The organism is Brucella sp. RRSP16 (assembly GCF_052246815.1).
Lineage (GTDB): Bacteria > Pseudomonadota > Alphaproteobacteria > Rhizobiales > Rhizobiaceae > Brucella > Brucella intermedia.
Genome location: NZ_JBQQAM010000004.1, coordinates 328801 through 343100 on the forward strand (window position 1 = coordinate 328801; position 14300 = coordinate 343100).

Below are 14300 nucleotides of genomic sequence, written 5' to 3' on the forward strand. Positions count from 1 at the left end.
CATCCTGAGGAGGTGCGCAGCACCGTCTCGAAGGGTGAGGCATCGCTTCGCTCCGCACCTCAGGCTAAGGGGCGAGATTATTATCCCGCCCGCAGGAGCCTGATCGCTTCGTCACGCCCAAAGAGATAGAGCAATATCCGCAGCGCCTGTCCGCGTTCGGATTCCAGGTCTGGATCGCTCGTCAGAATGTAACGCGCGTCCTTGCGGGCGATTTCCAGAAGATCGCCATGCGCTTCGATGGAAGCCAGGCGGAAACCCGGCGTTCCGGACTGCCGCGTGCCAAGCAGTTCACCTTCGCCACGCAGTTTCAAGTCTTCCTCGGCGATGCGAAAACCGTCTTCCGTCTCACGCATCACTTTCAGCCGGGCTTGCGCGATTTCACCGAGCGGCCCCTTGTAAAGCAGCAGGCAGGTCGAAGGTTTGTCGCCGCGCCCCACACGCCCGCGCAGCTGATGCAATTGCGACAGACCGAACCGTTCTGCATGCTCGATGACGATGATCGTGGCATCGGGCACATCCACGCCGACTTCGATCACTGTGGTGGCAACCAGAACACGGGTTTCGCCCTGTTTGAACGCCCGCATGGCCTCGTCTTTTTCAGCACCGTTCATGCGGCCATGGATAAGGCCGATGCGGTCTCCAAAGACGGGTTTGAGGCTTTCAAAGCGTTCTTCCGCTGATGTCAGTTCAACGACTTCGGATTCTTCGACCAGCGGGCAGATCCAGTAGATTTTCTGTCCTTCTCCGACAGCCTTTCGGATGCGCTCGACAAGTTCGCCCATGCGCTCCATCGGCACGATAGCCGTTGTGATCGGCTGGCGTCCGGCTGGCTTCTCGGTCAGTTTCGAAACGTCCATATCGCCAAAGGCGGTAAGCACAAGGGTGCGCGGAATGGGGGTCGCTGTCATGACCAGCATATCCGGTGCCGAACCCTTGGCCGTCAGCATCAGGCGCTGATGCACGCCGAAGCGATGCTGTTCATCAATGATGACCAGGACGAGGTCGTGGTACTCGACCTTTTCCTGAAAAAGCGCGTGCGTGCCGATCACAATATCGATCTCGCCGCTTTTCAATCCTTCAAGCACTGCATTCCGGTCGCGTCCTTTTTCACGGCCGGTCAGGAGCGCGGCCTTCAATCCCGCTTTCTCCGCAAGCGGCGCAATAGTCGCAAAATGCTGGCGGGCGAGAACTTCCGTTGGCGCCATCAGCGCGGATTGACCACCGGATTCAGCGGCATGCGCCATGGAAAGCAGCCCCACCACCGTCTTGCCCGAGCCGACATCACCCTGCAAAAGCCGCAACATGCGTTCAGGCGATTTGAGGTCTGTGATGATCTCGCGAACGGCCTGATCCTGCCCCTTCGTCAAGCGATAGGGCAGGTGGCGCATGATTTCGGCGACGATGCGTCCTGTTCCTTCCAATGGGCGACCGGAAAGACGTCGGGTCTTGGCGCGAACAAGGGCGAGCGCCAGTTGTCCGGCGAGAAACTCGTCATAGGCGAGCCTGCGTCGCGAAATACTTTCAAGCCCAATATCGGAGGGGTCTTCCGGCAGATGAAGCGTATTGAGCGATTGCTGGAAACTGGTAAAGCGCTCCCGCGCCAGCAGGGGAGCGTCGACCCATTCCGGCATTGTTGGAACACGGCTCAAAGCTTCCTTGACGGCGCGCGCCAGCGTCTTCGGCGACAGGCCAGCCGTCAGCGGGTAAACCGGCTCGACCATCGGCAAATTGGCCGCATCTTCCAGGCTCGCAATGTAGTCCGGATGGACCATGGAGGCGCGGCCGTTGAACCATTCCACCTTCCCAGACACGATGACGGTCTCGCCTTCGGGCAGCATTTTTTGCAACCATGGCAATTGTGCATGGAAGAAGGTCAGCGCGATTTCGCCGGTATCGTCATGCGCGAAGACGCGATGCGGAACATTGCCGCGTCCGGGCGGCGCTGGCTGGTGCTGGTCTACCGTTACTTCCAGCGTGACGATTGCGCCTTCAGGCGCGTTAACGATGCCGGGGCGGTTGCGCCGGTCGATCACGCTATGCGGCGCCAGAAACAGAAGCTGGCCGACTTTCGGCTCCGCGCCCGGTATGTCGGTGCCGAGCAGTTTGCCAAGCAGGGCGGCGACCTTCGGGCCAATGCCTGAAAGCGAACGAACGGAGGCGAAAAATGGGTCGAGAACGGATGGACGCATGGCGGGAGCATTAACTGCTTCTGGCTGCCGTGCAAGGGCGGCGTGCAATCTTTCTGTGCTCTTTTTGTTCCTGTTGGATAAACGGGTTCCCGTTTGCGGCGCAGATGCTATATACCAGCAGCAATTTGGAACTGACTGGAGCTTACCAAGGATGACTGGCAGCACATTGGCGACGGAAAATCTGGATGTACGGCGCCGCAAGCTTCTGTTTCGCGCGTGGCATCGCGGTATGCGCGAGATGGATCTGATCCTTGGACAATATGCGGACGCGTATATTGTGGGCTTCACCGATCCGCAGCTTGATGAGTTCGAGCATATTCTCGAAGTGCTCGACCGCGATCTTCTCAAATGGGTGACGGGCGAGAGCCCGATCCCCGCAGACTACGACACGCCGCTGTTTCGCGATATTGTCGCTTTCCGCGACCGCATAGAATTCTGAGTTCAAGGTTCCCATGCCCGTTTTCAGCAAACTAGGTCTCAAGTCCTCCAGCGCATCCGGGGCAAATCGTCATATCGTGATCGACGGCGTCGCCGACGGTTATGAGGCGTTCTGTCTTATCCGTCTGGTGGAAGAGATCGGCGAACGCGGGCCGATCATGTATATCGTGCGCGACGGGCAGCGCATTGCGGATCTGGAACAGGTCTTGAGTTTCGTGGCGCCGGACATGCCGGTACTGCATCTGCCTGCATGGGATTGCCTGCCTTATGATCGCGTGTCGCCGGGAGCGGACGCCGCCGCGCGCAGGCTCACAGCGCTTGGCGCCCTGGCCGCGCTCAGGAAAGCGCCGCATCCGGCAATCATTCTGACCACAGCCAATGCCGTGCTGCAAAAACTGCCGCCACAGGCTGCAATTGCCGAGCAGGTGATTTCTGCGCGCCCCGGCAACCAGCTGGACATGAACGATCTGGCATCCCGGTTGGAGCGCAACGGCTTCGAGCGCGTTTCCACCGTGCGCGACATCGGCGAATTTGCGGTGCGTGGCGGTATTCTCGATCTTTATGCGCCGGGCGCGGAAGAGCCGCTCAGGCTCGATTTCTTCGGGGATACGCTGGAGACGATTCGCGCTTTCGATCCGGCCTCGCAGCGCACCACCGGCACGCGGAAGGAATTCGTGCTTCAGCCGATGAGCGAAATTACGCTCTCGCCTGACATGATCAGCCGTTTCCGCAAGAATTACGTCGCGATGTTCGGTGCGCCGCAGCGCGATGACGCGCTCTATCAGGCTATCAGCGAAGGCCGCCGCTTTGCCGGGATGGAACACTGGCTGCCGCTGTTCTATGACAGGCTCGACACCGTATTCGATCATGCGGACGATATGCCGGTGGTCTTCGATCATCTTGTCCATGAGGCGCTGACCGAACGCCACACCATGGTTGTCGATCATTACGAGGCGCGGCTGAGGCAGGCTGAAGGCAAGGAACCGGGCAGTGACGCCGTGCCTTACAAGCCGGTGAAGCCGGAAACGCTTTATCTCACGCCATCAGAGGTCGAGAAGCACGCGGAAGCCGGGGGCATGCGCATCGACCTGACGCCGTTCGGTGCGCCGGAAGTTACGGGTCGGACGATTGTTCATGCCGATGTGCATAAGGGCCGCAGCTTTGCCGAGGAGCGCGCCGCCACCGATGTGAACCTGTTCGAGGCGGTGGTGAAGCATATTGCCGAACTGCGGGCGTCGGGCAAGAAGGTGCTGGTTGCTGCCTGGACCGAAGGCTCGCTCGACCGTCTTTTGCAGGTGCTCGACGAACATGGGCTGGAAAAGATCGAATCCGTCGACAGGCTTTCTACCGTCAAGGCGCTGTCCCGCGACAAGGTGACGGCGGCGGTGCTGGCCGTCGAGAGCGGCTTCGATGCGGGCGATCTCGTCATCGTGGCCGAGCAGGATATTCTGGGCGACCGCCTCATCCGCCGCTCCAAGCGCCGCAAGCGGGATCAGGACTTTATCTCGGAGGTTGCCTCACTCAGCGCTGGCGACATTGTCGTCCACGTCGATCACGGTATCGGTCGCTTCATTGGCCTCAAGACGATCACGGCGGCAGGTGCGCCGCATGACTGCCTTGAAATCCATTATGCAGGCGACGACCGGCTGTTCCTGCCGGTTGAAAATATCGAGCTTCTGTCGCGCTATGGTTCGGAAGGCTCGGATGCGGTTCTCGACAAACTTGGCGGCGGCGCATGGCAGATGCGCAAGGCGAAGCTCAAGAAACGCCTGCTTGAGATTGCCGGTCAGCTGATCCAGATCGCTGCCGAACGCCAGATGCGCGGCGCGCCGGTCATGACGCCGCCCGATGGTCTCTATGCGGAGTTTGCAGCTCGCTTTCCGTATGATGAGACCGACGATCAGTTGACGGCCATTGAATCCGTCGCGGACGATCTGGCTGCTGGCAAGCCGATGGATCGCCTGATTTGCGGCGATGTCGGTTTCGGCAAGACAGAAGTGGCGCTGCGCGCTGCCTTCATTGCGGCGATGAGCGGCGTTCAGGTTGCGGTCGTCGTGCCGACGACGCTTCTGTCTCGCCAGCATTTCAAGACCTTCTCGAAACGTTTCCACGGTCTGCCCATCAACGTCGCGCATGCATCGCGGCTCGTGGGGACGAAGGAGCTTGCGGCTGCCAAGAAGGGGCTGGAGGATGGAACCGTCGATATCGTCGTCGGCACCCATGCGCTGCTCGGCAACTCCATCAAGTTCAAGAATCTCGGACTGCTCATCATCGACGAGGAGCAGCATTTCGGCGTCAAGCACAAGGAACGGCTGAAAGAGCTGAAGTCGGATGTGCATGTGCTGACATTGTCCGCCACGCCGATCCCGCGCACCTTGCAGCTTGCGCTGACCGGGGTGCGCGAACTCTCGCTCATCACCACGCCGCCGGTCGATCGCATGGCAGTCCGCACCTTCGTGTCGCCGTTCGATCCGCTCGTCATTCGCGAAACGCTGTTGCGCGAACGCTATCGCGGCGGCCAGAGCTTCTATGTCTGCCCGCGTATTTCCGATCTTGGCGAGATCGAAGAATTCCTGAAAACCCATGTGCCTGAGCTAAAAGTCGCCGTAGCCCACGGCCAGATGGCGCCGGGCGTGCTGGATGACATCATGAACGCCTTCTATGACGGCCAATATGATGTGCTTCTGTCCACGACCATCGTGGAATCCGGCCTCGATATTCCGACGGCCAACACGATGATCGTGCATCGCGCCGATATGTTCGGCTTGGCGCAGCTCTACCAGTTGCGGGGTCGTGTCGGTCGCTCCAAGCAACGCGCCTTCGCGCTGTTCACGCTCCCTGCGGGCAAGATGCTGACGCAGATGGCGGAACGCCGCCTCAAGGTTCTGCAGTCGCTCGACACGCTGGGCGCGGGCTTCCAGCTTGCAAGCCACGACATGGATATTCGCGGGGCAGGCAATCTGCTCGGCGAGGAACAATCCGGCCATATCAAGGAAGTCGGTTTCGAGCTCTACCAGCAAATGCTGGAAGAAGCCGTGGCGACACTCAAGGGCACAATCGAGGTTGAAGACAGCCAGTGGTCGCCGCAGATCGCGATCGGCACGGCGGTAATGATTCCGGAAGCCTATGTGCCCGATCTTCAGCTCCGCCTCGGCCTTTATCGTCGCCTTGCCGATCTGGAAGAGCCGCAGGATATCGATGCCTTTGGTGCGGAACTTATCGACCGTTTTGGCCCGATGCCGGAAGAAGTGCAGCATCTGCTCAAGATCGTTTACATCAAGGCGCTCTGCCGCCGTGCGAATGTCGAGAAGCTCGACGCCGGTCCGAAGGGCGTGGTCATCCAGTTCCGCAATGCCACTTTTGCAAATCCCGTCGGGCTTGTGAAAATGATCGGGGAACAGGGTTCTATGGCCAAGATCAGGCCAGATCAGAGCATTGTTTTCATCCGCGACTGGGCAACACCGGAGAAGCGCCTCAACGGCTCGGCAGTCATCATGACTCAGCTCGCAAAAATTGCTACAGGCGGCTGAGGCACACGGGGATAAAAATTGAGGGTTCGGAGCCGCCTGTTGGTCCCGAGATTTTAGAACGGAGAGAACTTTGATGCTAAAGAATGCTTTGCGCATTTTCTGCACTGCGGGTGCACTTGTGTTGGCTTCTCAATCGGCTTTTGCTCTGACCACACTCAACTGCAAGGTTGAAGGTATCGAGAATTTTGTCACGCGTTTCAGCCATAACATTGCGATTCAGGAAGCTCAGACCGCCAAGACAGTCATCTTTGAAGGCCTCGACATGGAAGCTGACCCGGAGCCAAAAAAGACAAGCAAGGAAGTTCCACTCGCTGACGTTGAATGGCCTGTGATGCCAGATATGGCGACGCTGGAACGTCAGAAGCTGCAGGCCGAATACAAAGATGCTGCCAATGGCAATAAGATCGTTGTCATCAAGGGCACGGACGGTGGCGAATATATGGAATATGAATTTGCCAAGCAGCCATGCTGGACTCTGGTTCGCGTGTCCGATCAGAGCATGTAGGCATTCAATTATTCAAAGAAAAAGCCCGCGCGTCCAGATGGAGCGCGGGCTATTTTATAGCTTTTCTTTCAGCGATCCTCGGCAATACCCGGTTCAAAACCTTCCGCCGTCTGGCGGATGGCGTCGGCAAGAACATCGGCCGTCTGTGCGCCCATGACGGCGTATTTCTGGTCGATGATGAAACAGGGCACGCCGCGCACACCAATGCGGCTGGCCGTATCTATCTCCTCGCGAATTGTCGCCTTGTCGGCATCGCTTTGGAGAAGCCGGGCGACTACTGCCGCGTCCATGCCGACGCTTGCCGCCGCATCAACCAGCACTTCATGGTCGCCAATATCCTGTCCCTGCTCGAAATAGAGCGAAAACAACAGGCCGACCATCCGATCCTGCGTATCGGGTGCAGCCTGTGCCGCCCAATGGATGACGCGATGTGCGTCGAGCGTATTCGGCGCGCGGGCGATGGCGTCGAAATCGAAGACGATGCCGTTTTCCTCGCCAAGCTCGGTCAACTGTTTGTGGATGTCATCGATCTTTCCGCCTGTGCCGAATTTCTCCCGCATATAGGCCTGGCGATCCTTGCCTTGTGGCGGCAGGGTAGGGTCCAACTGGAAGGGACGCCAGCGCACTTCCGCCTCCACATCCGGCACCATGGCAAGAGCCGCCTCGAGGCGCTTGCGCCCCAGAAAGCACCATGGGCAGACGACGTCCGAGACCACATCGATAGTTATCTTTCTGGCGGCCATGGTTCAATCTCCGTGCAGGAACCGGAGGCTCGGCCTCCCGTTGAATACTCATCATATATTGGGTGGATGTAGGGCGAATTACACTGACGTTAAAGCCCGGTCATTGTTTTGCGCGCCACCATGTCGGCAGTTGATAACCGTAGAGCGAAGTCTTCTGCGGATGTTCGATGCGGTCCCACCGGGCCACCCATTGATAGGGCAGGTAGTAGAGCGGAACGTAATAGTCGCCGGAGATAAGCACACGATCAAGCGCGCGGACCGCACTGACGAAATCTGCACGGGTCCTTGCGGCCAGAAGCGCTTCGATCATCGCATCGACCGCCGGATCGGCAACACCGGGATAGTTGAAGCTTCCCTGCACATCCCGCGAGGCCGCACCCCAGCGCATCCATTGTTCATTGCCGGGCGAAAGCGAACCGGTCAGCGCGCCGAGGATCATGTCGTAGTCGAACGTTTGCAGGCGTTGCTGATACTGGGCATCATCTGCGGTGCGGATTTCTGCCGTAATGCCGAGTCGCGCGAGATTGCGCTTGTAAGCAAGCGCGACCTTTTCTTCGTCGGGCGAGCGCGTCATGATTTCGAACGTGAGCGGTTTGCCCGAAGGATCGACCGCAAGACCGTGTTCAAACTGGAAGCCTGCCTCCGTCAGCAGATCATAGGCCTTCTTTGCAGGCGTGCGATCATGGCCGCTGCCGTCCGTTACCGGCGGATGCCATGTGCCATTCATGACATCCTCGCGAACAGCGTCGGGGAAAGGCGCAAGCAATTGCTTCTCGCGGTCGTCTGCAGGTTTGCCCACCGAAGAAAGCTCCGATCCTTCCCAGTAACTCTGCGTGCGCCGGTACTGATCGGCAAAGAGATTGCGGTTGGCCCATTCAAAGTCGAACAGCAGCCCCAGCGCCTGCCGGATGCGCCGATCGGCGAAGATCGGGCGGCGCGTATTGAACACGAATCCCAGCAGATTGGCTGGCGTGCCTTTTTCAAAGTTGTCCTTGATAACCCGTCCCTGTTTGACCGCCGGGAAATCATAGAGCTTTTGCCAGCGGGTCGGGTTTGCTTCGATAAAGACGTCGAGCAACCCCTTCTTGAAGGACTCGAAAAGGGAAGTTTCGTTGCGATAATATTCGACTGTCAAAGTGTCGAAATTGTTGAGGCCGCGCTGGGAGGGTAAATCCTTGCCCCAATAATCAGGGTTGCGCTTGTAGACGATCCGCTGGCCGGGCTGCACGCCGGAAACAAGGTACGGGCCGCTGCCAACAGGTGGTTTAAGGGACGAATTGCCAAAAGTTTCGCGATCGATGGCGTGCCTTGGCAGCACGGGCATAACGGACGCGATAAGCATGGGAAACTCACGGTCCGACTTGTCGTTGAAGGTGAAGCGAACGGAGCGTTCGCCCGTCTTCTCGATCTTTTCGACACGGCTCATCCGGTTATTGTAGGGAGGGCGTCCCTTTTCCGTCAGGATGTCGTAGGTGAAGAGCACATCGTCCACCGTCACCGGTTGGCCGTCAGACCATCTCGCTTTCGGGTTCAACGTGAACTCGACCCATTTGCGATCCGGATCGGTAGAGACTTTCTCCGCAAGGAGAGGATAGAGCGTAAAAGGTTCGTTTCGCGAACGCTGCATCAATGGTTCGAAAACCAGATTTCCCAGATCGCTGTCAAGAAACAGGCCGCGCGCCGTTGTACGCATGCTTTTCAGCACAAATGGATTGAGACTGTCGAAAGTGCCGACAACGCCCATTGTGAGCGCGCCGCCCTTCGGTGCGTCGGCATTTGCGTAAGGAAAATGGGTGAAGTCGGCTGGTAGCGCCACGTCTCCATGCATGGAGAGCGCGTAGTCCGGCTGGGTTTCCGCTACCGCCTGCACCGGCATTGCGGCGACAACCGCTCCGGTAAAGCTCGCAAGAACCGCTTTGCGGAGATAGGCAATCAATCCGTTCAACTTCAATCGTCCATTGTAAACAAGTTTGATGGTCGCCGCCGGGAAGCGCCGATTCGGAACCGAAAACTAGCATGATCGTACATTAAGTGCGGAATTAGGGCGTGTCCGCCGCGTGACAGTAGGAGCTAAAACAAAGATTTTGGCGGATTCCGAGCATGGAATGTCGAAACTCATCTGGATTCATGCCCCTAGTCGTTGTAACACGGCTCCGGATTGGGCCCGGATAGGGCCTGAATGGGGGCTAAAACCCTCAAGGTCACGCTGTTGCCGCATTTTCAAATCAGTGACGGTCTATCGCTGACTTAACTACAGAACGGGAACTATAGATCAGAGTGTTGAAAGGAACCTGTTGATCATGTCCAGCACGAAGACAATCGCTGCCGCATCTGCCATTGCTGGCGCGTTCGCCCTGCTTGCCTCCGCGACGATGCCTGCATCGGCGCAGCAGCCGCCACAGGGCTGGTTCAAGGTCTGCTCGAAGCAGGAAGACAATGACATCTGCAACACGCAGAACATCGTCACCGCGGATTCCGGCCAGCTCCTGACCGCCGTCAACCTCATCGAGATCAAGGGCAAGATCAACCGCAAGATCTTTCAGGTGACCGTTCCTATCGGCCGTCTGATTCCTGCTGGTGTCGGCCTCCAGATCGACAACAACAAGCCGGTCAAGCTTGAATACGGCATCTGCTTCCCGGATCGCTGCATCGCCGAAGCTCCGCTGACCGACGATCTCATCAACGCGCTCAAGAAGGGCGGCAAGCTGACCCTGACTTCGGTCAACTATCAGAACAAGCCGAACCCGATTCCGGTTGCACTCACCGGCTTCTCCGGCGCTCTGACTGGCCCGGCTCTCAAGCAGTCGGAACTGGAAGAACGCCAGAAGGAACTTCAGGACGCCGTCCAGAAGAAGCAGAAAGACTTTGAAGCCAAGATGAAGGCTGAACAGGACAAGGCAAAGGGCGCAGCAAACTAAGCTGCATCCAGTCTGTCACGAGAAAGGGGCGCTTCGAGCGCCCCTTTTCTTTTCAACTATCGCTTTAAAAGACGCTTCTATCTTAATGATTATATTTCAAATAAAAGAGATTAGAGCGCCGGTTCCATTCATTGGATCGAAACGCGCCCTAGTTCGAGTGCTGCGCTTTTACGCGATATGAACCGTTATCCAGCCGGTCGAACATTTCTTCTATCTGCGGATGGCGCAGGGGCTCGCCGCTCAAATCCGGCACGAGGTTCTGTTCCGAAACGTAGGCGACATATTCGGATTCCGCGTTTTCAGCGAGCAGATGATAGAATGGCTGATCGCGATGCGGGCGCGCTTCCTCGGGAATGGATTCATACCATTCTTCCGTATTCGCGAATTCTGGATCCACGTCGAAGATGACCCCGCGGAAGGGGAATAGCCGGTGCTTGACCACCTGGCCGATCTGGAATTTCGCGTGCTTTATCTGTGTCATACCCATGCAACATTATTTAGTTCACCGCGCGACAAATTAAAGTCGGCAGCGACCGGCAATTCTGTCAGTTTGATGTGTCAGGTGGTCCGAAAATCAGGTTAGCTGGAGCGTTTTCCGTCGTCTCGGTGTGGAAGCCTCGGCAGTTTCGGAAGAAGATGCGAGAAGCCGCTGCCGGGGCGAAGCCCTTCACGCATGAAGAACGCGCGCAGCGGCGCAAAGGAGCGAAGCATTTCCAGGCCCACGCCGCGCACGATCTGCGCCGGAAGCATGCCGGACAAAAGCGAACGATTGAGTGCATCGACGGAGCCGGTGCGGGCCAGAATATCCGGGCGTCTCGCGCGGTCATAAGCGCGAATGACCCGATCCGAACCGGGATCTGCCGGATCGCTTTCTACGGCCTTGACCAGCGTTTCGACATCGCGCGATCCCAGATTGAGGCCTTGTGCGCCGATTGGCGGAAAAACGTGCGCGGCTTCGCCGATAAGAATCGTGCGTCTGGCTGCAAAAACATGAGGCACGAGGCCGGAAAGCGGCCAGGCCTGCGGCTTTATTTCGAGTTCGATCTTGCCGAGCATGGATTGCATCATGTCCTCGATGCGCCTGGCGAGCGTGGCGTCATCAAGTGCAAGAAGCGCTTCGGCGCGACCCGGATTCACAACCCAGACAAGGCTCGAGCGTTTGCCTTTGAGGGGAACCTGGGTGAAAGGGCCTTCCTCGGTGTGGAACTCCGTCGAAATGTTTTCATGATCGACAGTGTGTGAAAAGGAAAGCACAACGGCCGTCTGCGGATAGCTCCAGCGGCGTGTGCGGATGCCGGCGGCTTCGCGAGCCATCGAATTGCGTCCATCGGCTGCAACGACCAGCCGCGTATGCAGCGTGTCGCCGCCCGACAGGGTGACGGTCACGTGGTCGCCATTGTGGCGATATTCGATGACGGGTGCATTGATGCGTTGAATATTCGGATTGCGTGCGACGGCTTCAGAAAGTTTCTCGTTCAATACGGCATTGGGGATGTTGTAGCCGAACGCGGCCTCGTCGATTTCACCGGCGCGGAAGGTCACGACGGGGCTTCTCACAAGCCGCCGTGTCGCATCCACGATGCGCATGGAGGCGAGGGCTGCTGCTTCCGGCTCGATACCCGGCCAGACGCCCAGTCCCTCCAGCAATCTGATGGCCGGCATCATGAGCGCTGTCGTGCGACGGTCTCCCTTGTCGGTCTCCGGTCCGAGCAGGACGGTGCGATAGCCTTTCGCGCCGAGCGCCAGCGCAGCCATCATGCCGGCGGGTCCGCTGCCGCTGATGACAATGTCGGTGAGTGGCTTGTTCACAACAAGATCGTTCATCGTGTTTCATCCCCGGCCCGACATTGCGGGCCTCGTGCATCGTCTGATGATTCCAGCCGCACTTAAACCGAAATACAGCCAAAAGGCCATTCTTCCGTGGGATTATGGCGGATTTGCCTCACGCCTTACTTGCTCTTTTGCGCTTATTCAGGGAAAGCTGCTGCAGGATCATGGCTTTTTCCCGAGGGAAAAGGTTTCGATGATCATTAGTTTTGGGGATGTCAGTTTGTGTAGTGTACGCGTTCCCCGATAGATTAAATATACTCGCCGCCTCGGGGATTGTCTTGGGCGGGATAAGCGCGGCGACAAACTGAAATGGCGGACGGCGTGAAAACCAAACTGACCGGAAAACTCAAAGCCAAGAAAGTCACCGCGCCGCAAGCCAAGGCGTTTTCGGTTCACCTTCTGACGGCATCGGGTTCGTTTCTGGCATTCCTTTCCATCGTGGCGGCCAGCGACGGGCGCTACACGGCAATGTGGTGGTGGCTGGGGCTGGCGCTTTTCGTCGATGGCATCGATGGACCCATCGCGCGCAAGCTCGAGGTGAAATATGTTCTTCCGAACTGGTCCGGCGAGCTTCTCGACAACATCATCGATTATGTCACCTATGTTCTGATACCTGCCTTCGCGCTTTATCAAAGCGGGTTCATGGGCACCTATCTGTCGTTCATATCCGGTGCCATAATCGTGGTTTCGAGCGCGATCTATTATGCCGATACCGGCATGAAGACGAAGGAAAACTTCTTCAAGGGTTTCCCGGTCGTCTGGAACATGGTCGTCTTTACGCTTTTCATCGTCAGGCCGGGCGAGTGGGTCGCATTTGCGACTGTCGTCGTGTCGGCAATCCTTTCGTTCCTGCCGATCAACTTCCTGCATCCGGTGCGCGTCGTGCGCCTGCGCCCGCTCAACCTGACTGTTTTCCTGCTCTGGTGTGCCTTTGGCGCGGCTGCGCTCTATTATACTCTGGATGCGCCGTTGTGGGTCCGCGTCGGCGTTTCCGTGACAGGGCTTTACATCTATTTCATCGGGGCGATCATGCAGCTTTTCCCGAGTCTGGGCCGTGAAGCGGCACTTGCGAAGGCCAGAAAGGTTGTCGAAAAGAAGCAGAAGAGCGGAGAAGCACCATGATCAATGCCATTCGCGTCCACCAGACCGGTGGTCCGGACGTCATGAAGTATGAGCAGATCGAGATCGGTGAACCCGGTCCGGGCGAAGCGAAGGTGCGCCATGAAGCCGTCGGTCTCAACTTCATCGATGTCTATTTCCGCACGGGGCTTTACAAGGCGGCGCAGATGCCGTTCACGCCTGGAAATGAAGGTGCGGGCACGGTCGTGGCGGTTGGTCCGGGCGTGAGCGATGTTCGCGTTGGCGATCGTGTTGCCTATGTCGCCACACCGGGCTCCTATGCAGACGAGCGCATTCTGCCAGCCGAACGGCTGGTCAGGGTTCCCGATAATGTCGATCTGAAGACCGCCGCCTCGATGATGCTGAAAGGCATGACGGCGCAGTATCTTCTGCGGCGCACGTTCAGGGTCGAGCCGGGACAGACGATCCTTTTCCATGCTGCTGCCGGTGGTGTGGGGCTCATTGCCGGGCAATGGGCGAAGCACCTCGGGGCTACCGTCATCGGCACGGCAGGATCGGAAGAAAAGATCGCGCTCGCCAGAAAGCACGGCTACGACCACGTCATCAATTACCGCACTGAAAACTTCGCCGAAAAGGTGAAGGAGCTGACGGACGGAGCGGGCGTCGATGTGGTTTATGATTCCGTTGGACGCGATACCTATATGGGCTCACTGGATGTGTTGAAGCCACTTGGCATGTTTGCCTGCTTCGGCCAGTCCTCCGGTGTCATTCCGCCGTTCGATCTGGGCATTCTGGCCCAGAAGGGATCGCTCTTCGCCACGCGACCGACCCTGTTCAATTACATCGCCAAGCGGGCCGACCTCGAAAAGACGGCGGCAGAGCTTTTCGATGTGGTGGGAACCGGCGCCGTCAAGATCGAGATCAACCAGACCTATGCGCTCAAGGATGCGGCAAGGGCGCATGAGGATCTGGAAGCCCGCAAGACCACAGGAACGACCATTCTGCTTCCCTGAACTGACTGATGATCGCGGCGGTGTGCATATGTCCACCGCTGCTTGCTTTTGGGC

Annotated in this window: 11 protein-coding genes; 6 read left to right on the plus strand and 5 right to left on the minus strand. The window is 58.1% G+C overall.

The window, feature by feature from the left end; all coding sequences use genetic code 11:
• Nucleotides 1–80: 80 nt before the first annotated feature.
• A complete protein-coding gene (gene recG, locus ACS5UA_RS09010) occupies nucleotides 81–2189 on the minus strand; it encodes an ATP-dependent DNA helicase RecG (RefSeq protein WP_006471375.1) in 2109 nt (702 codons plus the stop codon).
• Between the two features lie 151 nt (nucleotides 2190–2340).
• Between recG and ACS5UA_RS09015 the strand changes: the two genes are divergently transcribed.
• From ACS5UA_RS09015 to ACS5UA_RS09025, 3 genes are all read left to right on the plus strand, one after another.
• A complete protein-coding gene (locus ACS5UA_RS09015) occupies nucleotides 2341–2628 on the plus strand; it encodes an FAD assembly factor SdhE (RefSeq protein ID WP_006471374.1) in 288 nt (95 codons plus the stop codon).
• A 13-nt stretch (nucleotides 2629–2641) separates the two neighbouring features.
• Nucleotides 2642–6157 carry a transcription-repair coupling factor gene (gene mfd, locus ACS5UA_RS09020; RefSeq protein WP_006468910.1) on the plus strand — a complete coding sequence of 1172 codons (3516 nt, stop codon included), beginning with the start codon at nucleotides 2642–2644 and terminating at the stop codon, nucleotides 6155–6157.
• Nucleotides 6158–6230: 73 nt separating this feature from the next.
• Nucleotides 6231–6662, plus strand: coding sequence for a hypothetical protein (locus ACS5UA_RS09025; RefSeq protein ID WP_006471373.1), 432 nt, complete (start codon nucleotides 6231–6233; stop codon nucleotides 6660–6662).
• Between the two features lie 68 nt (nucleotides 6663–6730).
• On the opposite strand, the gene ACS5UA_RS09030 is transcribed toward ACS5UA_RS09025, so the two are convergent.
• Nucleotides 6731–7405, minus strand: coding sequence for a DsbA family oxidoreductase (locus tag ACS5UA_RS09030; RefSeq protein WP_006471372.1), 675 nt, complete (start codon nucleotides 7403–7405; stop codon nucleotides 6731–6733).
• Nucleotides 7406–7505: 100 nt separating this feature from the next.
• Nucleotides 7506–9356, minus strand: a complete 1851-nt coding sequence (locus tag ACS5UA_RS09035) for an extracellular solute-binding protein (RefSeq protein ID WP_006468908.1) — start codon at nucleotides 9354–9356, stop codon at nucleotides 7506–7508.
• A gap of 349 nt (nucleotides 9357–9705) precedes the next feature.
• Here ACS5UA_RS09035 and ACS5UA_RS09040 point away from each other — a divergent pair, with 349 nt between their 5' ends.
• Nucleotides 9706–10323, plus strand: a complete 618-nt coding sequence (locus ACS5UA_RS09040) for an invasion associated locus B family protein (protein ID WP_006471370.1) — start codon at nucleotides 9706–9708, stop codon at nucleotides 10321–10323.
• A 148-nt stretch (nucleotides 10324–10471) separates the two neighbouring features.
• Here ACS5UA_RS09040 and hspQ read toward each other — a convergent pair whose 3' ends face one another.
• The gene (gene hspQ / locus ACS5UA_RS09045) at nucleotides 10472–10810 is read right to left on the minus strand and encodes a heat shock protein HspQ (protein ID WP_006468906.1); all 339 of its coding nucleotides are present in this window, start codon (nucleotides 10808–10810) and stop codon (nucleotides 10472–10474) included.
• 92 nt (nucleotides 10811–10902) lie between these two features.
• A complete protein-coding gene (locus tag ACS5UA_RS09050) occupies nucleotides 10903–12147 on the minus strand; it encodes a UbiH/UbiF family hydroxylase (RefSeq protein WP_006468905.1) in 1245 nt (414 codons plus the stop codon).
• A 315-nt stretch (nucleotides 12148–12462) separates the two neighbouring features.
• On the opposite strand from ACS5UA_RS09050, the gene pcsA reads away from it, so the two are divergent.
• Together pcsA and ACS5UA_RS09060 are read left to right on the plus strand one after the other, a co-directional pair.
• A complete protein-coding gene (gene pcsA, locus ACS5UA_RS09055; RefSeq protein WP_006468904.1) occupies nucleotides 12463–13275 on the plus strand; it encodes a phosphatidylcholine synthase in 813 nt (270 codons plus the stop codon).
• The gene (locus ACS5UA_RS09060) at nucleotides 13272–14246 is read left to right on the plus strand and encodes a quinone oxidoreductase family protein (protein WP_006468903.1); all 975 of its coding nucleotides are present in this window, start codon (nucleotides 13272–13274) and stop codon (nucleotides 14244–14246) included. The genes pcsA and ACS5UA_RS09060 overlap by 4 nt, the downstream gene beginning before the upstream one ends.
• Nucleotides 14247–14300 lie beyond the last annotated feature (54 nt).

Bases quoted from the DNA above. Each gene is read 5' to 3' on its own strand.
- recG (WP_006471375.1), bottom strand. From the start codon at position 2,189: ATGCGTCCATCCGTTCTCGACCCATTTTTCGCCTCCGTTCGTTCGCTT.
- ACS5UA_RS09015 (WP_006471374.1), top strand. From the start codon at position 2,341: ATGACTGGCAGCACATTGGCGACGGAAAATCTGGATGTACGGCGCCGC.
- mfd (WP_006468910.1), top strand. From the start codon at position 2,642: ATGCCCGTTTTCAGCAAACTAGGTCTCAAGTCCTCCAGCGCATCCGGG.
- ACS5UA_RS09025 (WP_006471373.1), top strand. From the start codon at position 6,231: ATGCTAAAGAATGCTTTGCGCATTTTCTGCACTGCGGGTGCACTTGTG.
- ACS5UA_RS09030 (WP_006471372.1), bottom strand. From the start codon at position 7,405: ATGGCCGCCAGAAAGATAACTATCGATGTGGTCTCGGACGTCGTCTGC.
- ACS5UA_RS09040 (WP_006471370.1), top strand. From the start codon at position 9,706: ATGTCCAGCACGAAGACAATCGCTGCCGCATCTGCCATTGCTGGCGCG.
- hspQ (WP_006468906.1), bottom strand. From the start codon at position 10,810: ATGGGTATGACACAGATAAAGCACGCGAAATTCCAGATCGGCCAGGTG.
- ACS5UA_RS09050 (WP_006468905.1), bottom strand. From the start codon at position 12,147: ATGAACGATCTTGTTGTGAACAAGCCACTCACCGACATTGTCATCAGC.
- pcsA (WP_006468904.1), top strand. From the start codon at position 12,463: ATGGCGGACGGCGTGAAAACCAAACTGACCGGAAAACTCAAAGCCAAG.
- ACS5UA_RS09060 (WP_006468903.1), top strand. From the start codon at position 13,272: ATGATCAATGCCATTCGCGTCCACCAGACCGGTGGTCCGGACGTCATG.